Consider the following 20,722-nt stretch of genomic DNA (forward strand, 5'->3'; position numbering starts at 1 on the left):
AGAGTTCGGACAACGCGCTCTGACGGCAGTGAGAAGTCGACCTCAATGGCCAATCCCTCCCGATTGAAGTCATCCAGCACGTTCAACGTTCGGAACGACCGGCCATCCGCCAACTGATCGGCCATGAAGTCCATCGACCAAACCTCGTTCGGGGCTTCAGGCACGGCCAGTGGTTCCGGTTTCTCGCGCTGCAACCGTTTCCGCGGTTTGATCCGCATGTTCAGCTCCAGCTCGCGATAGATGCGGTAGACGCGCTTGTGGTTCCAGCCAAAGCCTTTGACGTTGCGCAGATGCAGAAAGCACAGGCCGAAGCCCCAGCTCTTCTTGGCGTTCGTCAGCGCAATAAGCCAATCAGCGATCAACTCATTCTCATCGCTGAGCTTGGGCTGATATCTATAACAGGTCTCGCTGATCGAGAACGCCCGGCAAGCTAGAGCGATGCTGGCGGATCGGTAACGCACCGCCCATTCGGCCATCTCTTTGCGCTGAGATGGCCTCACCACTTTTTTCCAAGCGCTTCCTTGAGCAAATCGTTCTGCATGCTCTTCTCGGCATACATCTTCTTTAGCCGTTTGTTCTCTTCGTCGAGCTCTTTCATCCGCGCCATCAGGCTGGCGTCCATGCCACCGTATTTGGAGCGCCATTTGTAGAAGCTCGCGCTGCTCATACCATGCTCGCGGCACAGATCAGAGACAGGCACACCATTCTCGGCCTGCTTCAGGATCGCCATGATCTGCGCATCGCTGTATTTCGATTTCTTCATCAGAATCTCCTCTTTCATCATTTGAGAAAATTCTACTTCAGCACACCCCTAAATTTCGGGAGGATTACCGATAGACGAGGGGATGGCCTTTCGGGTGCCCGGTTGCGTCTCGAAGACCTGGATCATGAGCGACTTCGAAAGAGGAAAAAGACTCTCAACACCATCATCGGCCTCCTCTGCACAGCAATTGAGACGTCTTGGGAATGGTTCCCATACAGGAAAACCCCGCAAAAGCGGGGCTTTGAGTATTGCTGTTGATGTAATAGTTAAGTAACTAAGCCTTGGTATTGAATCTCAAGCCAGATAGCTGGCATGGGAAAATGCGATACTGAGACACGACTTTCAAAGTTGGCTGAAGTGGAAAACCTCTTGGCTGCTAAGCAGCGTACTCGGATGCTGTATTTAGATTCGATGCGGCTTCCAATATTCCTGCGACGGCCTCTTCTATTCGAGCGATGACACTCGAAAGCTCTTTTTCAGCAACCAGCAGTTGGCTTACTATCTCATCAAGGCTCGTTGAGTCTCCATTGAGCTTGGATTGCTCAATCTTGCACATAATTCGCGTCAGTTCCAATCCTGCCAGCGCGCGCTTAAAATTCTTGCATAAATGTGACAGCTTTTCGGCTCTGGTGCTTGTGCTTGATACAGAGTTTTTTGCCTGCTCTTGATACCGGGCTTTCAGCGCGCCAAGAGAACGTGTGTCGTTTGAACGCCGCTGGTGATCGATTGGTGACTCTGAAAGGAACTGATGTACAACTTCTTCGATAAGAGTTGCGGTCCCGGCAACAAATAGTGATTCCTGAATTGGTCCAGCCCCCATTTGTGCGGCCGATTGGAATTCTTTGACTTGGTTCTCTAGCTGTTGCGTCAAGGTTCGGTGGTTGTTTGAGATCACGCCTATCGGTCCATCGCGACCCTCAAACTTACTAGCCTGTAGACTCATGTTATAGGGAATCTGCTTTGTGCGTTCAAAAAGTTCGGTCACAATTTGTGCGTCATCAGCGACCGCCTTCACAGCGGTCTGAATGATAGATAGTGAATCAAGCGCGGCAATACTTCCACGATCTAAGCCTTGGGATCGAGCCGCCATTTCCTCGACCAAAGCTTCGGTCATGAAACCTTGGTAGTCCTTGCCATCGAGCTCTGCTGTAGCCGCCAGCAACGCTTTTTCACTCTCTTCAACAGAGCGCTCTCCGTTGTCTTCAGCACTGCGCAGTTGCGTGTACAGCGCCTTTACCTTCTCAAGTCTTTCAGATGTAGGCTTCAAGCGAACAGAGAGAAAACCGTCTTCCGTTGGAATAACAACGGCATAAACCCAGTAGCATTTTTTATCTTTCGCCTGATTGACGACATAAGCACCAACTGGCTCACCTGACTGAATACCTGTCCACAACAAGCGAAACACGGCGCGGGGCATAAGTGGGTGACGAACAACCTTGTGGGGCGCACCAATCAACTCGTCCCATTCCATAAACGATACGTGACGAAAAACCTCGTTCGCGGAAAGGATAACTCCCCGTTTGTCTGTACGTGAGAAAAATAGATCTTTAAGTTGAAATCGGTCAGTTTCTACCGCACTCAATAATGACTTAGACAAAACAAAATCTCCAAAATTCGACGCGCGTTCGCTGTTTTCTCGCAAAGGAGCGTCAATGCAGACTTCATCAACGAGAGAGCGAAGGCTAAAGTTATCGAAGAGGCGCACTGGTGACATTGATCTGGATCAAAAAACTGTCTGAAAACTCCCCGCAGCACACCAAAAGCGCTGGGAGGATTCTTGATGTGACTGTCAATGCTCTTGAGGCGCTCTGATTGTGGCGGTATTACAAGTGGACTCGAAGGTCGGCAACGCGGGCGCAGCTGCAGCATCAATGCAAGGGGTCGGATGTCGGCAGCAAAGGGCCGTACCTATCTCAGTTCATCCTCTCGCGCGCGTGACAAATCCACTATCTTACCCGATGCCTTGCTCCTGTTCTTTTTCGGCCAGAGCCAATGGGGCTCCGTCTTGCTTTGTAATGTGTCTCGCAGGCGTTGCAACCTTCCATCATTCCTTGCTTTCTGAATTAGCGCAAATCGACGTGAGATTTCGGTTTCAAGACCATGGCAACAAAGATGGCCATAGTTTCGACTGGCAGTATCGGTGTTGGGATGGCCGAGCTGTTTGGCTATCATGGCTAGCGACGTTCCCGCCTGTACTAGTTGACTTGCACAAGTGTGCCGCAGGCCATGAAACACAAAGCTTTGGGGTAGTCCGGCCCGTCGCACGGCTTTCTTGAACAGATGCATGTGGCAGCCGGATCACGACCGTCGGATGACATTCTGAATACCAGGTCCTCATCATCCAATGTTTCGACTTGGTCCAAAAAGAACGTCATGCCTTCGTTCGGCAATACTACATAGTGTCGGCGATGGCTCTTTATGGGTTCTACGTAGATGCCAAAGACGTGGCCTCCCACATCTCGCGCTCTGAGGCGCGCGAGCTCTGATACCCGACATCCTGAATAGAGTGCGCCTTGGACCAACAACGCTAGGTCGGGGCGGCAGAAGGTGATCAAACGCTTGGCTTGTGCACGGGTCAAAAAGAACTGCCGCGGCGTGTCAGCACGCGGGTCGCGCCGAAGACGCCGCCAAAATAGCTCACTCGCGACATCACCGTTTTGCTTCAGTCGTTTTGCCGTCAGCGTCGATTGCTCACCGCGCAGATAGCGGTGCCGTCGACATAGCGGGAACTGTGTTACTCGTGGAAATTTGCGCACAAATGTAGGTTGAGACGTTGGGGAGTTTCTTCCCGTCGCAGTCTGTGATTTATGAAGGTCGAAAACTTGAGGACAACAACGATGAAATTCGATCTCAAAACCCTGACGCGGAAGCAGCTCGAGAAACTCCGTTCCGATGTTGACACCGCCCTTGAAAAAATGACCGAAAGAGACCGAAAGGCAGCGCTTGTCGCAGTTGAGAAAGCGGCGAAGGCTCATGGCTTCACCCTCGCGGAGATCGCAGCGGATGCAAAGCCCTCCAAAGCCAAGCGTAAGGTTTCAACGAAAGCCAAGGTGGCGTCCGCCCCGAAATACGCCAACCCTGATGACAAATCTCAGACTTGGAGCGGTAGAGGACGCCAGCCGGAATGGTTCAAGACGGCGCTCGCATCAGGGAAAAAAGCCGATCAACTGTTGATCTGAGGATCACGGCCCAGACCAACCATTGATCCAAAGCCCTGTTGCTAGGGCGCGGCTTCACCATATCGGTCATTCGTGCATCGCGTAGTATTTTTGATAGGCGAGTGCCCAGCGTCAGATCAAATACGGCTCTTCTTAACCGCTCGTTCTCTTTCTGAAGACGCTTCAGTTCTTTCAATTGGTCCGTGCCCATTCCGCCGTACTTCTTCTTCCAGCGGTAGAATGTCTGTTCAGTCACGCCAATCTGGCGAACCGCATCCAGACGCGGCATGCCTTGCCCCGTCAGAACCTCAACCTGCCGTAACTTCGTGACAATCTCCTCGGGCTTTGGTCGCTTGTTTGCCATGGTATTCCTCCGTTTTCATAAACATAGCGGAGGACCACTTCAGGGGGGATCAACGCCCCGCCACACGATTGCCTGACAAACGGCAAGGCTATGTGCGAGCGTATAGCGAAGCTGAAGTGCATGCTTTGGCGTGATAGGTCAAGCGGACGGTTCCACCCGCAATGGTCTTGTTTTTTCCGGTGGCTTCTGCCTCATATAGCGATTTATCCGCCTCCCCAAGAAGTTCGGCAAATGAAGGACTAAAACGCCCCAATCGAGCTGCAACGCCAACACTTAAAAGTCGCTAATTTGTGTGAAGCGCTACATCAGGCAACAATGCGCTCGAATCGAACATTGACGATGTTTGATAGCAACGTAATTTTATCCTGAAACAATAGGAGAAACCAATGAACGAACTTGTTGAGGTGAAGCTATCTGCTAGGCAATGGCGCGATGTGCTCCGGGTACTCAAGTCCAACCTGAGGTGGAAAAATCTGAGGGAAGAGGAAACCGTTGGATCTGCAGTTTCCATGATTGAAAGATACATCGAAGTCGCCGCTGAGAGATGACAATCAGAATGGACGAAGTACAGCCCTGATCGGTGGCAAGGCAGCCTTAGTTGCCGTAGCAGCGGTTCACCGCCATCATCAACCGCATCTTAGGAATGTCGGTTGATCCACTCATCAGCCACATCGCCCAAAGTCCGGAAGGGTTTGCTGGGATGCACGCGGATCGGAGGATGTGAGGCAGGCATGACGCCAAATAGAACATAAATAGAACGCCTGAAAAGTAAGGAGACGCAGTTAGTAAGCCGTTCGTCGCATTATCTATTTGTTTACCCTGTTCTCTGATATTCCTTTATAGGCAGTCTGGACCAATAAGTTCCCACCTACGTCTATCTCACCCCCCTGAGACGAGGTTCAGACTGTCTACGAAACCCGCTATTCTCTCTCTTTGTAGTAGTTGTCTGACGTCAGCGCTTATGGGTCTAATTAGGGCAATTTGATAAGAGAGTGTTCTTGGCTCATCGTAACCATTGAGGAGTGGACGATGAGAAAGACAACGAAAAGCCCTGGCGAGACGATCGTCAAAGATATCAAGCGGGCGATGCGCAAACAGTATTCCTCTGAGGAGAAGATCAGGATCGTGTTGGACGGCCTGCGCGGGGAAGACAGTATCGCTGGGCTGTGTCGCCGGGAAGGCATATCGCAGAGCCTCTATTACAAATGGTCGAAAGACTTCATGGAAGCTGGGAAGAAGCGGTTGGCTGGTGATACAGCGCGGGCTGCGAACGCTGATGAGCTCAAAGAGCTGCGTCGGGAAGCAAAAGACCTCAAGGAGGTCGTCTCGGAACAGACGCTTGAGCTGCGGCTTCTCAAAAAAAGCATGCTCGGGGATGGGGGCGACGACGCATGAGGTATCCCGCATCAGAGAAGCTGGAGATCATTCGGCTCGTGGAAGAAAGCCATTTGTCGGCTCGCCGGACACTGGCCAAGCTGGGCATCCCCCGCACCACGTTCTACCTCTGGTATGACCGATATCTGCAGCGCGGGGAGGCTGGCCTAGAGGATGAGCCTCCTAAGCCCAAGCATGTCTGGAACCGGGTTCCCATCGAAGTGAAACGCAAGGTTGTGGATCTCGCGCTGAATGAAACGGAGCTGTCGCCACGCGAGCTGGCTGTCACCTTCACCGATCAAGAACGCTATTTTGTAGTAAGCAGCTGGGCTTTAGCAATACAGCAGAGGCCATGCGGCAGGTGTTGAAGGAAATGACGCCGTACAGTCGGCAAGAGATGGTCAACGTCAAGTTTTCTACTAATTTACGTTGATTGAGCCTGCGTAAACTTATGGCACAACATCTAGCGCCAACAACGAGCAGATGCGCGAAATTTTGCCGATACCGGGAATGCAGTTTACCACTTGTTAACGTTGATTAGTCAAATCTGCCGTTGTCGCCCGGCTGTTAATAAAAGAGGAAAAAAGATGGCAGAAGCAGACCTTTTGAACATCATTGAAGTTGTCGCGCAGGACGCTGAGGCACTCGGGTTCCCGAAAACTGCCATGGCATTGTGGCGGATTGTCCAAGAGAATAATGGCCTGCAAAACGGCCGAATTTGCCCGCTGGGCAACACATCTGCAACACACAAATCAAGCACACTTTTAAATTGACTATTTGTTAATCAATGTCGAATCATGGTGTATTCTCATGAAACGAAAGGCGCGCCATGCAGAAGCAAAGTTGGTTGCTGGATCAGATCAAAGAAATTGAAAAGGCAGCAGAGGAGACGGGGCAGGAAAGCCTGACACTTGGACTTAAGCATGCACTTATTGTGTGTGCACAGGAGGCGGACGCTATCACTGAAGATCCAGCGGTCCGCAACTCCCATTCAACTCTGACAAGCGCGAAAAGTGGCACTCTTGCAAACTGAACTGGCAGCGAATGATAATAGACGCCCCTCACCTTGGAAGGTGTTCGCGTTGAGATTTGTCGTTTGTTTTGGTTGGGCGTTGACCGTTTTTCACATACTCAGGTTTGGCAGCCTAATTTGAAACTCATCTGGATTGTTTCATCGGTCGCAAAAACGGAGTAGCACAGACAAATTGTCGTCCGGCTTAGGCTGGCTGTGGTCATAGATATGTTCAAGACTGGAAGAAATTCAGGCCCCAGCTTGGGGAAGGTGGATGGATGGCCAGGGCCTAAGCTTTCATCTTTGGAGGCTAGAATGACGTGGTGAACAATTCGTTAACCGAACCGGGCAAATCCAGTCTATTTGGCGACGTCATGGACAGTTTCCTTTAGTGCAAGTTCTTCCTGGTCAGCTCGCGGCACCAAACCGATTGCCATAACCGGCACCAGCAAGATGCGCGAGCGAAAGCGCCGCCTTCGGTGAACCTCGCTACCGTTAGTCGGATCGCCGTCGATGGTACGTGGTTCAATTGGTTGGATGTGAGGTCATTTCCGGCTGAGCCGCCGCTGGCGCTGGTGAGTTCGAACTGAGTGATCTAGCCCTAAATTACCAATCAACAAAGGAGAAGAGGCGCGTTTTGATGCCTAGAATGATGTGCAGCGCAGCGTCAAATTTGGACAATATTTTACCATTGGGAAGAACGCTAGTTCGATTTTACCGGGAGAGGGTCAACTCTCACTGGCCTGCGACAACCATCCGTGCAAAGATGAGCAATCATGGCGATTTCAACCAGTACACGAATGCGGGCTTTGGTCACATAACAGATTATGCGGTTATTGCACTGCATGATGATTGAATGTCATTTCTTCGAGCTTCAACTACTGGAAGGGAAGCGCCCTCGATGTGATGGTGGTGGAGAGCGGTAGCTTGCCGCCTTTTGAGCGATGATATGGAGGCGGTTATGCCAAAGAGAGCGGCTTTGTGCGAGCTAGAGTTGACAGCTTCGTGGTTGATGGATCATGCTATCATGCGTGCGCGACAAGGTGAATGCCATCTATCTAATTCACTGCGCATCGCCGCCCACTACCTGAACAATGTCGATTTCCATCGTATGGAAAATTCAGAAGGCTTTAGACCCCAGCATGGGAGTGGAAGGGTGGATAACCAGGGCCTAAGCTTTCGTTCTTAATATATCTGCGAACTTGGTAAACAAATTGTTAACTGCGTGGAGCCGTTCGCAATTCGCCGCTCATCAATATAGTGGCAATGTTTTGGCTTTGATTTTGCATTGCGACACTGTCTCTCTCACGTAAAGCGTAGGGACACTGCGCTCTGCAAGTATCTGCCTAAGCTCTTCGAGCGACCTCAGCTAAGCGCCGGTGTGCCGATGAAATTCAGGGATATCTAAGAGTTTACAAATTCTGAGTTAGCTTCAGCTACCTATTCCTTCACCAGAGTAACAAACGACCTGAGAACTTCGCTACATTCGATAACAACAACCACAACCCAAACCCACAGTATTGGTGGGAGCAACAAGCTTTTCCTCAACGCGGTGCGAATTACCCGCGTGCAGTGGTGGCCTGGGAAGGACCCAATCCATCTCAGAACGACACCATCATGATCCGTCGATCTGAGCCTTGCTTGCCTTCAGGAGCCGCCCAACAGCCTGGGAAAACGTCAACTCATCTGCGATCACTTGCTTGTACGTATGTTCCACTTCTCCGGTTGATAGGTTTATGAGCTTTTCATAGCCAAGGCCTTCTCGTTCAAAAACCTTTGCTACCCGACGCTCAAAATCAGCCAGAGTCACCTGCTTGCCTGAATTGAGCGGTTCTCCTGCAATCCCGATTATGCCGCCTTCACCGCATTTCCCAGTTTCATCATTTTTCTTTATGTTTTCCTTTCTCTTTTTGGGTGCAGCCCGTTGCAGAGTCTGACGGCAGCGCATTGCAGGGATTTCTGCAACTGGCTTCATGGCGGTCCTTTGCCCCGCCCGCATCTTCAGTTCCATCGAACGCCTGTTGTTCCCGAGTTCTTCCACTGAATAGATCAGGAACTGATTGCGTGCGCGTTTTGAAACCCGATACCGTTTGATGGCACCTCTTTCCTCCAGTTCTTTGAATGCTCCCCGGATACTGCGCTCCGAATAACCCGTTTCTTCCATCAGACCGACAACCGACGGATCACAACGACCTGTCTCTGGGTTTTGGCGATGGAGCAACCTGCCCAACACCGCCATACCCACGCGGGTAAGGTGCGGTTGATGAAGCAACCAGTACTGAGAGACCAACCACTTTTGCATAAGGTCAAGCGGGCGCCGCGTTGTCGTTGCTTTAGCGGCAGCGTTGGTTTCCGCGGGCCGCATTATGTTACCTGCCCGGAGACGTTTTGCTCAATCCACGCTCTGATATCGGTGACCCGATACCGGACCAGACGTCCGATACGAACCAATTTGGGGCCTTCCCCGCGCGTTGCAGCCAATTCCAGAAAGCGTTTGGGAATGCCGAAGCGTTGCTCCACTTCTGAACGATCCAAAAGGCAGTCTGTTTCATTTGTGTTCATTTTGATACCTCGGGTTGCTGCTGGTCAGCTGAAGTATCTTTGAGTGTCGTCGAAATTAATATTACGGTGCTTGCGGATTTGCCCCCTGTTCATTCTAAATCCCCGATTTCGCTTATGGAAACTTTCAAATCAGTTTTCTTGTTGCCTGGTTCGGTTGCAATCTCCGGCCAGCGCTTTACCAAGTCTCTTGAACAACGTTCTCGCTCAGTTCGAAGTGTTCAATAGCGGCTGCTTTTAAGTTGACTACAGACGCAAAACGATCCTGCTCCCGAAAATACAGACACGCGTCTTTCATGGATTTGGCGGCATCTTCACGTCTTTTGTGGATGGGCCGCTGCGTTCCGAAAAGAGCGTTCAGCAGATCCAGCGTAAAACAGAATGAATGGCCTACGTTGCGCGCTTCAAACCTGACCCGTGCCGCTTGATTTGGGTGCAGAGAATGCGGCCTTCGAGGAGACCTCGTTTGATCCCAGCGAAAGTTCTTTGTTGTAGCTCTGTCAGGCGCGCGATAGAATTCTCCCATTCAGGACTGTCGCTCTGGTCTCGCGGTCGCCTGTTTTCCATGATCCGTTTCGCCAGGTATTTGACCACGACCTTGTCGGTTTGCGGGTTGTGTTTCCGGTACCGCGTCGGAACATTTTGCGCTGCTGCAACCAGCGAAAATCCATCCGGCGCAGTCAAATCCAGTTTTGTTTCCGCTCCCAAAAGCACCTTCGCTCCACTGGTCACCAAAGGAATCTCTTCTCGCTTCACCATGTTTTGCGACACGCCTGTCGGCGTCAGGGCGGAAGAAATTCTATCCAAATCTGCGCTGCGAGCAGCCCTTTCCCCAAAGCCCTCGACGTTTCCGGTACGTTCGATCAAAGCGTTTACAAATTCGACCGCAGGCATCCTTTGATTCCCGTGCAACCTTGCAGCGCCAGTAAACAACAACTCACTCGCTTCGTTGCTATCGACCTCTTCAATTTTCTCTTCGATCAGAGATTGCAGGCGAATGGTCACATCCCACACCTTTCAACAACCGCGTTGCACACAGTTTCTATCGACGGTCGCAACGCATCAAGCGATGGCCTGACATAGCGCCGACCCGTGATCGACAGCGGAGTGTGATTAAGCAGGCGTCCGACGGTCTCCTCAAGAACGCCCGCTCCCATGGCGACTGTCGCAAAAATTCTGCGGTACACGTGCGGGCTCCAGCCCATCCGCGCTGCATTGGTGATATGCCCGGTCGCGGATTTCGGGGACGGGAACACCCATTTACCGCTGAGCCCGCGCACCGGCGCTAAATTTCGTGATGGAACCGCAGGATTGGCAGGTCAAAGCTGCGCCCGTTTTGGGTCATCGGCAAATGGATATGGTCTTTGCGGATTTTCTTCCATTCCAGCGTGAAGGCTTCTGTCTTGCGCAGACTGATAAACAGAAGCAAGTCAAAAGGTCTGGTGGATGGGATTTTGCAAACCATCCACAGTATCGTCCAAGCGCGCAAATCCTCTATAATCTCGCTCTTTGGTTTTTCGTCATACCACTCGATTGCCTTCTTGGGGATTTCCGGCAGTTCGTGCAACCGGCGCGCATAGTTCCAAACCGATCGAAAGTACTTTAGTACGTGATCAGCACTCGATGGCGTCCCAGTAATTGATCGATGTCGCTTCGCCGCCATGGACTTTGAAATCTGATCAAGTGGTAGCCTCAACAAATCTTTCAGATGCAAATCGAACTGCTGGCGCATACCGGTCTTATGGGTTTCGGTGCGTAACTTTGGGCGGGCCAGATACGCGTCCAGCGCCGCCTGCAGCGTCGGCGCACCGATCTGTATTCTCTTACCGGCGCCCCTGCCCCATTCCAACGCAAATCCCATCGCCGTTTGCGGTGCCGCGTCTGCCGAAATTATGGGATAGCTCCCTATGAGAACGCGCTTGGTTTGGCCACCAACATTATTTTCTGGAAATACCCTGTTTTGGTTTTCTTCCCAACAAATAGAACCAGCTACCTGACTTCGCTGTTCCAGTGCTTCTCGGTACTGGGCTTTGTCTGCGGGATTTTCTTGAAATACGTCTCGTTGAGTTTCGGCATTTTATCTTTTTTGCAGTTAACCGCATGATAGCTGACGATACTTTATTCGATTACATGAAACTACAAACACGCCTGCGACGAAGAGAAACTCACTGCCCCTGCTTGGAAGGCCAAGGTCTTACCACTACACAACGCCCGCCCAGTAGAATGAGGTACTATTTCATCGCTAAATGAGCGTCAAGTCTAGTTAGAACAATGGCTCTCTCGCTCTTTGGACTGAGCTTGGGGCACTTCCGTCTCAGTTACCGTCATCAATGGACGATGCCGCAACGGTCAATAATGAACCCACTTCGAACAAGGCTCCGCGGGCCATCAAGTACTCATGTTCATCAATCGCCTAGTGCTTCCAAGGCGGGTTTTTTCCGATCTCGGCGATGAGGAAGTCCATGAACACCCGCACCTTGGGTGACAGCACGTTGGACTTGGGGTAGATCAGCCACAACACGTTTTCCTCCGCCGCCTCGTAGCTGGGTAAAACGCGGGTGAGTTGGCCCGAGGCCAGCGCGTCATGGACGCTCCAGAGCCCGTTCAGCGAGATGCCCGCCCCAGCGAGGGTTGCACGCTTCTGGCTTAACCCGTCATCCATGATTAACTGGCTGCGCGCCGCTTCCGGGTCGAACATGGCAACAGTACCCTGACTGTTTTTCATAGCGCGCGGGCGGCGGTCACGGAAGGCGATCAGACTGTGGCGTGTCAGGTCCTCCGGCTCTTCAGGCGCGCCGTGTTCGGCGAGATAATCCGGGCTGGCGCAAAGGATGCGCGTATCATCAGCCAGCTTGCGCCCCTTGAGGCTGGTATCAAGCAGAGGCGCGTTGCGCAGGGCGAGATCATAGCTGCCCTCGATCAGGTCGAACTGCAGGTCCGACAGGCGCAGATCCAGCGTCAGTTCAGGGTGCGCATCCAGAAACTTCGGCAGGATCGGCGCGATGTAAAGCTGGGCAAAGGTGCTGGGTGCCGCAAAGCGCAGCGTACCGCTGACATGCGCCGCGCCCTTGCCTAAAGCGGCCAGCGCTGCATCCTCCTGTGCGATCATCTCACGGGCGAAGGGCAGAAAGTCAGCCCCCTCCACCGACAACGACACCTTGCGCGTTGTACGGTGCAGCAGGTCGGCGCCCACATTGTGTTCAAGCTTGGCCAGTTTCGCGCTCGCCACCGCCGGGGCCATGCCCAGACGTCGCCCCGCCGCGCTGATGTTCAATGCCTCGGCAGCGAGCACAAAGAGGCGTAATCCGTCGGTATCCATGCCAATTATATCCATTTCACGAATTATGAATGCGTAAATACGCCATTTATTCCGCGAAAACTACAAGCCATATCTTCCTCAACAGACGAACAGATCCAAAGGAGGCTGCTGAGATGGCACGGACCGCAACAGTCAATTACCACGTTCACAAGAAGACGCGGCAGGCGTTTGAACTGGATGCAGGCGGCATCGCCGGCAACCTGATCTCGCCCAAACTTGCCCCGACCGAGGTCCGGCTGAGCGATGTGCGCCGGGCGGCGAGGCCTGTTCGGTTTGCCGAGGATGCGGTGGAGTTTGCAACCATGCCGAGTGCGGTTAGCACGTTTTCCGGTGACGGCTGGCAAGAGGTATATGACGCCGAATTGTCAGCCTTGCTGACCGGGCGGCTGGGCGCACGCGAAGTCGTGATCTTTGACCACACCGTGCGGGTGGATGATCCTGAGGCCACGCGCAAACCCGCGCGCAATGTACACAGCGATTACAGCGCTGCTGGCGCGCACCAGCGGCTCGTCGATTTGTTGGGGGTCGAAAAGGCCGCAGCATGGAGCGATGGGCATTACGCGTTCGTCAATGTGTGGCGGCCGGTCGACGCACCGATCAACAGCGCGCCGCTGGGTTTTGTCCGCCCGTCGAGTGTGGATCCGGCGGACTGGATCCTGCTCGACCTGATCTATCCGGACCGCAAAGGGCAGATCATGGGGCTGGCAGGGAACCCCGGGCATGACTGGTTGTATCAGTCAAAGATGACCCCGGATGAGGTTGCCTTCTTCAACATCTACGATAATCGCGGTCTGCCCTCTATCGCACACAGCGCGCTCGATATGGTCGAAGACCCGGGCATCACGACGATCCGGAAAAGCATCGAGAGCCGGACGCTGGTACGGTATTGAGGAGGCCATGATGCTGAATCATTCAGACACCGCTGCATTTGCCAAAATCAATGTGGCCTACAATGCTGTGTTCCGACCCGGGCGGTTGAGTATCGGGCTTGTCCTGCCGCTCGAGGCCTATGCGGTTGGTGCAGAACCCACAATGCGCGATCATATCGCGATGGCGCAACTGGCGGAGAGCCTGGGATTTGCGTCGCTGTGGCTGCGGGATGTGCCGTTCAATGTGCCCAGCTTTGGCGATCCCGGCCAGATGTTCGATCCGTTTGTCTATCTGGGCACCTTGGGCGCTGTGACCGAGCATATCGCTCTTGGCACGTCGAGCATCATCTTGCCGCTGCGCCACCCGGCCCATGTGGCCAAGGCGGCGGCGACAGTGGATGTGTTGTCGGGCGGGCGGCTGTTGATGGGGGTAGCGTCCGGTGACCGGCCAGAGGAGTATCCGGCGATGGCGCAGAGCTATCCGGATCGCGGCGCACGGTTCCGTGAGAGCGTGGACTATATCCGTTCGGTTGGGTTGGCGTATCCGCGCCATGAGGGGGCGCAAGGCAGCCTGTCTGGTCAGATCGATATGTTGCCGAAACCGACGGGTACGCGTCTGCCGCTGCTGATCACCGGCGGCAGCCAGCAAACGCCGGATTGGGTGGCCGGGAACGGCGATGGCTGGATGACCTATCCGCGGGAGGCCGGATCACAGGGGCGTGTGATCGCCGAATACCGTGCGCGGCTGGTGGCATCCGGGCAGCCGGATAAGCCGGTGATGCAATCGCTCTATGTCGATCTGCAGGATCAGGCGGATGCGCCCGCACGCCCGATACATCTGGGCTTTCAGTCCGGGACCGACTTTCTGCGACGCTATCTGACCGAGATCGAAACGCTGGGCGTGAACCACGTCGCCCTGAACCTGCGCTTCAACAGCGCGCCTGTGGGCACAACTCTCAAACGGCTGGCGGATGCGCTGCTGACTAACTTTTCCTCAAAGGACCAATGACATGACCAAAACCATTCTCATTACAGGCTCGACTGACGGTATCGGGCTGCTGACAGCCCAGAAACTGGCGGCCGACGGGCACCGCGTTTTGTTGCACGGGCGCAGTGTGACCAAGCTGGAAACAGCGGCTGTGGAAATCCAAGGTGCGGTAGAGACTTATTGTGCCGACCTGTCTGATATGGCCGCTGTAAAGACCCTGGCAACAGAGGTGCGCGCCAAACACGACAGGCTCGATGTGCTGATCAACAATGCGGGCGTGTTGAAAACGCCGCAGCCCGTGCTGGAGAACGGGCAGGACATCCGCTTTGTCGTCAACACCTACGCGCCGTACCTGCTGACAGAGCTGCTGCTGCCAATCATTCCGCAGGAGGGCCGGGTCGTGAACCTGTCGTCAGCGGCGCAGGCACCGGTGAACGTAGCGGCGATGCAGGGCAATGTGGCGATGACGGACATGGACGCCTATGCGCAAAGCAAGCTGGCCATCACCATCTGGACACGCGAATGGGCGAAGCACCTGCCTGATGGCCCCGTGATGGTGGCGGTAAATCCGGGCTCACTGCTTGCCTCCAAGATGGTGAAAGAAGGCTTTGGCGTTGCGGGAAGTGACCTGAGTATCGGCGCAGATATCCTGATTGATGCCGCACTGGGTGCGCGGTTTGCTGACAAGTCGGGTGCCTATTTCGACAATGACAGCGGCGCTTTTACCAACCCTCATTTCGCGGCCCTGGACGCGCCCCATGCGGCTGAGGTGATGGGTACCATCCAAAGCTTCGTGCGCGTCAACAGCTAACCCACCCCCCCTGACCAACCCCAACAGCTTCGCATCCCCGATGACGAGGCCCAAGAGAGGACTGCCTAATGAAATATGAGAACTTTCAGACTTTTGACGTGAGTATCGACGGCGCCGTTGCCACGGTGACCTTCGATTTCGGATCGGTGAACGTGCAAGGCCAGGAAATGTTGGCCGATCTCAACAGCCTGGCTATGCGGCTGGAACGGGATCGCGAGACCAAAGTGGTCATTTTTCAATCGGCCAACCCCGAGATATGGGTTTGCCACTACGACACTGAGTTGCTCAAGGACATGTCGACCGAGGCGGTGTCGCGCGATGAGGCGCAACTTCTGGACCTGCAAGCGGTGTGCGAGCGGATCAGCAAGGTACCGCAAGCAACCATCGCCAAGCTCGAGGGGTTTGCGCGCGGGGGCGGCCACGAACTGGCGCTGGCGCTCGACATGCGCTTTGCCGCGCGCGGCAAGTTCAAATTCATGCAGATGGAGGTTGGCATGGGCATCCTACCATGCGGCGGCGGCGCCTCTCGCATGGCGCGGCAGACAGGTCTTGGCCGTGCGCTTGAGATCATCCTGAGCGCGCAGGATTACGACGCCGATGATGCTGAACGCATGGGCACGATCAATAAGGCACTGGAACCCGATGAAATCAGCCCGTACGTGGATGCGTTGGCGAAACGCATCGCCAAATTCCCGGCCGCGTCGATCAATGCGTGCAAGCAGATGGTCTACGAGTCCATCGATCAGCCCATCGCCGACGCGCTGAAGGCCGAAGCCTACTGGCTCTATCAGGCCACCAGCAAAACGCCCGCCGTCAAACGGTTCACCGTCGCGGATGAGCAAGGGTTGGAGCATGATATCGAAAACCAGCGCAAATGGGGTGAACTGGTGATGCAGGTGCAAGAAATTACCTGATCGGATTGCGCCAAAAAAGCTGGCCGCCCATCACCTCGAGGCGGCCAATCATCGGCTCTATGACTGCGATCGGGCGGTCGGTTTGAAACTGCACTAAAGTGTTTAACCGCGTTGTCCTGCGTCAACTGCGTCACGCGATACCTGACACTGGTGCTTGAGCAGCGTAATGACGTTTTATCCGCGTTGCAGGCCTGATCGCTGAAAGTTGTGGCAGATGTTTGCTGCACTGGCGCTAAACTTTTGAGCGAGCTCGAAAATTGAGTCGTCAACGACTGTTGTAGCCGGTCGATTAAACAAGCAAATAAAACGAAATCTAACAAATGGGAACGGCGACCACCCCTGTTACCTTTTCGCAAACAAGACAATAGCAACCACAACCCAAACCGGAAGTGCTGCTGAGCGCCAAGTTTTCTCTGCAACGCGGTGCGAATTACCGGCGTGCAGTCGCGGCATGGGAAGGAACCAAATCATCGCAGGGCTGCACCATCATCATCTATCGACCTGAGCTTTGCTTGCCTTCAGGAGCAGGCCCACTGTCTGGGAGAACGACAAATCATCCGCCGCCACATGCTTGTAGGCGTCCTCCACTTCTCCGACCTGCAGCGTAGTCAGCCCTTCATATCCAAGACCTTCGCGTTAAAAAGACCTCGACGATCCGCCGTTCAAATTCCCCAAGGCCCATCTGCGTACCTGATTTTGCGATTGTTTTGCATGCCCGACCAAGCCGTATTCATCATTTTTCTTTATGTTATCCTTTCTTTTTTCGGGTGCAGGGTCTGGCGGCAGCCAATTACAGGCTTTTCTGCAACTGGCTTCATGGTGGACCTTTGTCCCGCATGTCTTGTCAGTTCCTTCGAACGCTGGTCCCGCCCCAACTCCTCAACTGAATACATCAGGAACTGATTACGAGCGCGCCCAGAAACCGAATGCTGTTAATGGCACCTCTTTACTCCAGTTCTTTGAATGCTCCCCGGATACTTCGCTCCGAGTAACCCATTTCTTCAATCAGCCTTTGGCCAAGGATCACAACGACCTGTCTTGGGGTTGCTGCGGGTTTCGTGAACGTCCTGACCCAGCCCCCTAAAATCAGTCCACTGAGGTGTTAGTAATCCGTCCCAAGAGAGGATGGACTATGAAACGCAGATTTTCAGACGAACAGATCATTGGAATGATCAAGGAATACGAAGCTGGTGTGAAAGCACAGGATCTGTGCCGCAAGTACGGGATCAGCGATGCGACTTTCTATAAATACAAGGCCAAGTTCGGCGGAATGAACGTCTCGGACGCGAAGAAGTTGCGGGCGCTCGAAGACGAGAATAATCGCCTGAAGCGCATGCTGGCGGACGCGATGCTTGATAATGCTGCGCTGAAGGATCTCGCGACAAAAATACTGTCGCCCGATGTCAAAAGACGGGCTGTGTCGGACGTGATGGATCGGCACGGCTTGTCTGAGCGTCGGGCGTGTGAATTGGCTGATCTTCACAGGTCAGTCTTCCAGTACCAAAAGCAGGATCAAGGCGATGAGGCCCTGCGCAAGCGGCTACGTGAGTTGGCGAATGAGCGTCGGCGGTTCGGATATCGTCGTCTGGGCATCTTACTGGCTAGGGAAGGCTTTGAGGTGAACCACAAGAAGCTGTTCCGGCTGTATCGCCAATCAGCGCTGGTCACTGGACTTCGTGTCTGACGCGTTTGCAGATGGCCAGCGGTTCCGAGTGTTGTGCATCGTGGATGATTGTACGCGCGAGGCGCTGGCAACCGTCGTGGATCGTTCCCTGTCTGGTGCCCGCATGACCCGTGAACTGGATGAGTTGATCCGCAGGCGCGGCCAGCCGGACATGATCGTCTCTGACAATGGAACGGAAATGACATCTCACGCCGTGCTGAAGTGGTGTCAGGATACTGGCGTCGGCTGGCATTACATTGCACCGGGAAAGCCGATGCAGAATGTCTTTGTCGAGTCATTCAACGGCAGGCTGGGGGACGAATGCTTGAATGAGCATATCTTCGGCAACCTCGCTGAGGCGCGGAAGATCATTGGGAATTGGAGGATCGACTACAACACAGAACGACCACACACATCGCTCGGCGGGCTGGCTCCGGCTGTCTATGCCAATCTCAACCGTGCCGCACGGCCTGCCTCGCTTGAGCTCCGCTCAGCAGGCCTTGACCAAAACCAAATCAACAGAAAGAAACAGGAACGGATTCTACACCTAAACGGCCCGGATCAGGGGGCTGGGTCAGCTGAAGTATCTTTGAGTGTCGTCGAAATTAATATTACGGTGCTTGCGGATTTGCCCCCTGTTCATTCTAAATCCCCGATTTCGCTTATGGAAACTTTCAAATCAGTTTTCTTGTTGCCTGGTTCGGTTGCAATCTCCGGCCAGCGCTTTACCAAGTCTCTTGAACAACGTTCTCGCTCAGTTCGAAGTGTTCAATAGCGGCTGCTTTTAAGTTGACTACAGACGCAAAACGATCCTGCTCCCGAAAATACAGACACGCGTCTTTCATGGATTTGGCGGCATCTTCACGTCTTTTGTGGATGGGCCGCTGCGTTCCGAAAAGAGCGTTCAGCAGATCCAGCGTAAAACAGAATGAATGGCCTACGTTGCGCGCTTCAAACCTGACCCGTGCCGCTTGATTTGGGTGCAGAGAATGCGGCCTTCGAGGAGACCTCGTTTGATCCCAGCGAAAGTTCTTTGTTGTAGCTCTGTCAGGCGCGCGATAGAATTCTCCCATTCAGGACTGTCGCTCTGGTCTCGCGGTCGCCTGTTTTCCATGATCCGTTTCGCCAGGTATTTGACCACGACCTTGTCGGTTTGCGGGTTGTGTTTCCGGTACCGCGTCGGAACATTTTGCGCTGCTGCAACCAGCGAAAATCCATCCGGCGCAGTCAAATCCAGTTTTGTTTCCGCTCCCAAAAGCACCTTCGCTCCACTGGTCACCAAAGGAATCTCTTCTCGCTTCACCATGTTTTGCGACACGCCTGTCGGCGTCAGGGCGGAAGAAATTCTATCCAAATCTGCGCTGCGAGCAGCCCTTTCCCCAAAGCCCTCGACGTTTCCGGTACGTTCGATCAAAGCGTTTACAAATTCGACCGCAGGCATCCTTTGATTCCCGTGCAACCTTGCAGCGCCAGTAAACAACAACTCACTCGCTTCGTTGCTATCGACCTCTTCAATTTTCTCTTCGATCAGAGATTGCAGGCGAATGGTCACATCCCACACCTTTCAACAACCGCGTTGCACACAGTTTCTATCGACGGTCGCAACGCATCAAGCGATGGCCTGACATAGCGCCGACCCGTGATCGACAGCGGAGTGTGATTAAGCAGGCGTCCGACGGTCTCCTCAAGAACGCCCGCTCCCATGGCGACTGTCGCAAAAATTCTGCGGTACACGTGCGGGCTCCAGCCCATCCGCGCTGCATTGGTGATATGCCCGGTCGCGGATTTCGGGGACGGGAACACCCATTTACCGCTGAGCCCGCGCACCGGCGCTAAATTTCGTGATGGAACCGCAGGATTGGCAGGTCAAAGCTGCGCCCGTTTTGGGTCATCGGCAAATGGATATGGTCTTTGCGGATTTTCTTCCATTCCAGCGTGAAGGCTTCTGTCTTGCGCAGACTGATAAACAGAAGCAAGTCAAAAGGTCTGGTGGATGGGATTTTGCAAACCATCCACAGTATCGTCCAAGCGCGCAAATCCTCTATAATCTCGCTCTTTGGTTTTTCGTCATACCACTCGATTGCCTTCTTGGGGATTTCCGGCAGTTCGTGCAACCGGCGCGCATAGTTCCAAACCGATCGAAAGTACTTTAGTACGTGATCAGCACTCGATGGCGTCCCAGTAATTGATCGATGTCGCTTCGCCGCCATGGACTTTGAAATCTGATCAAGTGGTAGCCTCAACAAATCTTTCAGATGCAAATCGAACTGCTGGCGCATACCGGTCTTATGGGTTTCGGTGCGTAACTTTGGGCGGGCCAGATACGCGTCCAGCGCCGCCTGCAGCGTCGGCGCACCGATCTGTATTCTCTTACCGGCGCCCCTGCCCCATTCCAACGCAAATCCCATCGCCGTTTGCGGTGCCGCGTCTGCCGAAATTATGGGATAGCTCCCTATGAGAACGCGCTTGGTTTGGCCACCAACATTATTTTCTGGAAATACCCTGTTTTGGTTTTCTTCCCAACAAATAGAACCAGCTACCTGACTTCGCTGTTCCAGTGCTTCTCGGTACTGGGCTTTGTCTGCGGGATTTTCTTGAAATACGTCTCGTTGAGTTTCGGCATTTTATCTTTTTTGCAGTTAACCGCATGATAGCTGACGATACTTTATTCGATTACATGAAACTACAAACACGCCTGCGACGAAGAGAAACTCACTGCCCCTGCTTGGAAGGCCAAGGTCTTATCCTTACACAACGCCCGCTCAACTGAATCGGCGTGTATTTCGTCACTGTGTAAGCACCAAGTGATCGACTTAGGCTCGATCGCAAGGCTTGCTGCTCGCGGCCTCTTTCCGGGACGCAACCGAACGATTACTCACCGTGTTCAGGTTCGGCGAAGCTATCATGCATGCGGGCACGAAGCGCCAT

The 20,722-nt window shown here is 53.7% G+C and carries 18 protein-coding genes and 4 pseudogenes; 10 read left to right on the forward strand and 12 right to left on the reverse strand.

The features are described from left to right. The 4 genes and pseudogenes from ACOTTU_RS19970 to ACOTTU_RS19985 form a co-directional block, all read right to left on the reverse strand. Positions 1–763 (reverse strand): annotated as a pseudogene (locus tag ACOTTU_RS19970) (IS3 family transposase); the annotation flags it as partial. A 376-nt stretch (positions 764–1,139) separates the two neighbouring features. Next, complete coding sequence (locus ACOTTU_RS19975; protein WP_425660503.1) at positions 1,140–2,477, reverse strand: hypothetical protein; 1,338 nt, start codon at positions 2,475–2,477, stop codon at positions 1,140–1,142. Between the two features lie 194 nt (positions 2,478–2,671). Next, positions 2,672–3,049, reverse strand: a complete 378-nt coding sequence (locus ACOTTU_RS19980; protein WP_425660505.1) for a tyrosine-type recombinase/integrase — start codon at positions 3,047–3,049, stop codon at positions 2,672–2,674. After that, complete coding sequence (locus ACOTTU_RS19985) at positions 2,959–3,738, reverse strand: hypothetical protein (protein ID WP_425660684.1); 780 nt, start codon at positions 3,736–3,738, stop codon at positions 2,959–2,961. The genes ACOTTU_RS19980 and ACOTTU_RS19985 overlap by 91 nt, the downstream gene beginning before the upstream one ends. On the opposite strand from ACOTTU_RS19985, the gene ACOTTU_RS19990 reads away from it, so the two are divergent. Next, positions 3,679–3,942, forward strand: a complete 264-nt coding sequence (locus ACOTTU_RS19990; protein WP_425660678.1) for an H-NS family nucleoid-associated regulatory protein — start codon at positions 3,679–3,681, stop codon at positions 3,940–3,942. The two genes, ACOTTU_RS19985 and ACOTTU_RS19990, sit on opposite strands and share 60 nt — an antisense overlap. Positions 3,943–4,045: 103 nt before the next feature. On the opposite strand, the pseudogene ACOTTU_RS19995 reads toward ACOTTU_RS19990, so the two are convergent. Then, positions 4,046–4,285: pseudogene (locus ACOTTU_RS19995) on the reverse strand (transposase); the annotation flags it as partial. Positions 4,286–4,671: 386 nt separating this feature from the next. Here ACOTTU_RS19995 and ACOTTU_RS20000 point away from each other — a divergent pair. From ACOTTU_RS20000 to ACOTTU_RS20015, 4 genes and pseudogenes are all read left to right on the forward strand, one after another. Further along, positions 4,672–4,833: a hypothetical protein gene (locus ACOTTU_RS20000; protein ID WP_425660507.1), complete on the forward strand. Its 162-nt coding sequence runs from the start codon at positions 4,672–4,674 to the stop codon at positions 4,831–4,833. Between the two features lie 481 nt (positions 4,834–5,314). Then, positions 5,315–5,976: pseudogene (locus ACOTTU_RS20005) on the forward strand (transposase); the annotation flags it as partial. Between the two features lie 270 nt (positions 5,977–6,246). Next, positions 6,247–6,432, forward strand: coding sequence for a hypothetical protein (locus tag ACOTTU_RS20010; RefSeq protein WP_425655737.1), 186 nt, complete (start codon positions 6,247–6,249; stop codon positions 6,430–6,432). A 56-nt stretch (positions 6,433–6,488) separates the two neighbouring features. Further along, positions 6,489–6,692: a hypothetical protein gene (locus ACOTTU_RS20015; protein WP_425660509.1), complete on the forward strand. Its 204-nt coding sequence runs from the start codon at positions 6,489–6,491 to the stop codon at positions 6,690–6,692. 1,594 nt (positions 6,693–8,286) lie between these two features. Here the strand turns inward: ACOTTU_RS20015 and ACOTTU_RS20020 are convergent. The 5 genes from ACOTTU_RS20020 to ACOTTU_RS20040 form a co-directional block, all read right to left on the reverse strand. Continuing rightward, positions 8,287–8,973, reverse strand: coding sequence for a hypothetical protein (locus ACOTTU_RS20020; protein WP_425660511.1), 687 nt, complete (start codon positions 8,971–8,973; stop codon positions 8,287–8,289). Between the two features lie 62 nt (positions 8,974–9,035). Then, positions 9,036–9,233, reverse strand: a complete 198-nt coding sequence (locus ACOTTU_RS20025) for a helix-turn-helix transcriptional regulator (protein ID WP_425660513.1) — start codon at positions 9,231–9,233, stop codon at positions 9,036–9,038. Positions 9,234–9,620: 387 nt separating this feature from the next. Next, positions 9,621–10,235: a hypothetical protein gene (locus ACOTTU_RS20030; RefSeq protein WP_425660515.1), complete on the reverse strand. Its 615-nt coding sequence runs from the start codon at positions 10,233–10,235 to the stop codon at positions 9,621–9,623. 280 nt (positions 10,236–10,515) lie between these two features. After that, positions 10,516–11,091: a hypothetical protein gene (locus ACOTTU_RS20035; RefSeq protein WP_425660517.1), complete on the reverse strand. Its 576-nt coding sequence runs from the start codon at positions 11,089–11,091 to the stop codon at positions 10,516–10,518. A gap of 552 nt (positions 11,092–11,643) precedes the next feature. After that, positions 11,644–12,549: a LysR family transcriptional regulator gene (locus ACOTTU_RS20040; protein WP_425660519.1), complete on the reverse strand. Its 906-nt coding sequence runs from the start codon at positions 12,547–12,549 to the stop codon at positions 11,644–11,646. A 113-nt stretch (positions 12,550–12,662) separates the two neighbouring features. On the opposite strand from ACOTTU_RS20040, the gene ACOTTU_RS20045 reads away from it, so the two are divergent. From ACOTTU_RS20045 to ACOTTU_RS20065, 5 genes and pseudogenes are all read left to right on the forward strand, one after another. Next, positions 12,663–13,439: a CmcJ/NvfI family oxidoreductase gene (locus ACOTTU_RS20045; RefSeq protein ID WP_425660521.1), complete on the forward strand. Its 777-nt coding sequence runs from the start codon at positions 12,663–12,665 to the stop codon at positions 13,437–13,439. Positions 13,440–13,449: 10 nt separating this feature from the next. Further along, positions 13,450–14,427, forward strand: a complete 978-nt coding sequence (locus ACOTTU_RS20050) for an LLM class oxidoreductase (protein ID WP_425660523.1) — start codon at positions 13,450–13,452, stop codon at positions 14,425–14,427. Position 14,428: 1 nt separating this feature from the next. Continuing rightward, positions 14,429–15,217: an SDR family NAD(P)-dependent oxidoreductase gene (locus ACOTTU_RS20055; protein ID WP_425660525.1), complete on the forward strand. Its 789-nt coding sequence runs from the start codon at positions 14,429–14,431 to the stop codon at positions 15,215–15,217. A gap of 68 nt (positions 15,218–15,285) precedes the next feature. Beyond that, positions 15,286–16,131: an enoyl-CoA hydratase/isomerase family protein gene (locus tag ACOTTU_RS20060; RefSeq protein ID WP_425660527.1), complete on the forward strand. Its 846-nt coding sequence runs from the start codon at positions 15,286–15,288 to the stop codon at positions 16,129–16,131. Between the two features lie 1,132 nt (positions 16,132–17,263). After that, positions 17,264–18,254, forward strand: a pseudogene (locus ACOTTU_RS20065) (IS3 family transposase); the annotation flags it as partial. A gap of 477 nt (positions 18,255–18,731) precedes the next feature. On the opposite strand, the gene ACOTTU_RS20070 reads toward ACOTTU_RS20065, so the two are convergent. Continuing rightward, positions 18,732–19,346 carry a hypothetical protein gene (locus ACOTTU_RS20070; RefSeq protein WP_425660515.1) on the reverse strand — a complete coding sequence of 205 codons (615 nt, stop codon included), beginning with the start codon at positions 19,344–19,346 and terminating at the stop codon, positions 18,732–18,734. A 280-nt stretch (positions 19,347–19,626) separates the two neighbouring features. Next, positions 19,627–20,202, reverse strand: a complete 576-nt coding sequence (locus ACOTTU_RS20075; RefSeq protein ID WP_425660517.1) for a hypothetical protein — start codon at positions 20,200–20,202, stop codon at positions 19,627–19,629. Positions 20,203–20,722 lie beyond the last annotated feature (520 nt).

This window comes from Roseobacter sp. EG26, assembly GCF_049830555.1.
In the GTDB taxonomy this organism is placed as follows: Bacteria; Pseudomonadota; Alphaproteobacteria; order Rhodobacterales; family Rhodobacteraceae; genus Roseobacter.

Excerpts from the sequence above, each read along its gene's own strand:
- ACOTTU_RS20035 (WP_425660517.1), bottom strand. The coding sequence starts at position 11,091 with ATGGGATTTGCGTTGGAATGGGGCAGGGGCGCCGGTAAGAGAATACAG.
- ACOTTU_RS20075 (WP_425660517.1), bottom strand. The coding sequence starts at position 20,202 with ATGGGATTTGCGTTGGAATGGGGCAGGGGCGCCGGTAAGAGAATACAG.
- ACOTTU_RS20015 (WP_425660509.1), top strand. The coding sequence starts at position 6,489 with ATGCAGAAGCAAAGTTGGTTGCTGGATCAGATCAAAGAAATTGAAAAG.
- ACOTTU_RS20025 (WP_425660513.1), bottom strand. The coding sequence starts at position 9,233 with ATGAACACAAATGAAACAGACTGCCTTTTGGATCGTTCAGAAGTGGAG.
- ACOTTU_RS20055 (WP_425660525.1), top strand. The coding sequence starts at position 14,429 with ATGACCAAAACCATTCTCATTACAGGCTCGACTGACGGTATCGGGCTG.
- ACOTTU_RS19990 (WP_425660678.1), top strand. The coding sequence starts at position 3,679 with ATGACCGAAAGAGACCGAAAGGCAGCGCTTGTCGCAGTTGAGAAAGCG.
- ACOTTU_RS20020 (WP_425660511.1), bottom strand. The coding sequence starts at position 8,973 with ATGCAAAAGTGGTTGGTCTCTCAGTACTGGTTGCTTCATCAACCGCAC.
- ACOTTU_RS20010 (WP_425655737.1), top strand. The coding sequence starts at position 6,247 with ATGGCAGAAGCAGACCTTTTGAACATCATTGAAGTTGTCGCGCAGGAC.
- ACOTTU_RS20000 (WP_425660507.1), top strand. The coding sequence starts at position 4,672 with ATGAACGAACTTGTTGAGGTGAAGCTATCTGCTAGGCAATGGCGCGAT.
- ACOTTU_RS20050 (WP_425660523.1), top strand. The coding sequence starts at position 13,450 with ATGCTGAATCATTCAGACACCGCTGCATTTGCCAAAATCAATGTGGCC.
- ACOTTU_RS19985 (WP_425660684.1), bottom strand. The coding sequence starts at position 3,738 with ATGAGCCTTCGCCGCTTTCTCAACTGCGACAAGCGCTGCCTTTCGGTC.
- ACOTTU_RS19975 (WP_425660503.1), bottom strand. The coding sequence starts at position 2,477 with ATGTCACCAGTGCGCCTCTTCGATAACTTTAGCCTTCGCTCTCTCGTT.
- ACOTTU_RS20040 (WP_425660519.1), bottom strand. The coding sequence starts at position 12,549 with ATGGATACCGACGGATTACGCCTCTTTGTGCTCGCTGCCGAGGCATTG.
- ACOTTU_RS19980 (WP_425660505.1), bottom strand. The coding sequence starts at position 3,049 with ATGCATCTGTTCAAGAAAGCCGTGCGACGGGCCGGACTACCCCAAAGC.
- ACOTTU_RS20045 (WP_425660521.1), top strand. The coding sequence starts at position 12,663 with ATGGCACGGACCGCAACAGTCAATTACCACGTTCACAAGAAGACGCGG.
- ACOTTU_RS20060 (WP_425660527.1), top strand. The coding sequence starts at position 15,286 with ATGAAATATGAGAACTTTCAGACTTTTGACGTGAGTATCGACGGCGCC.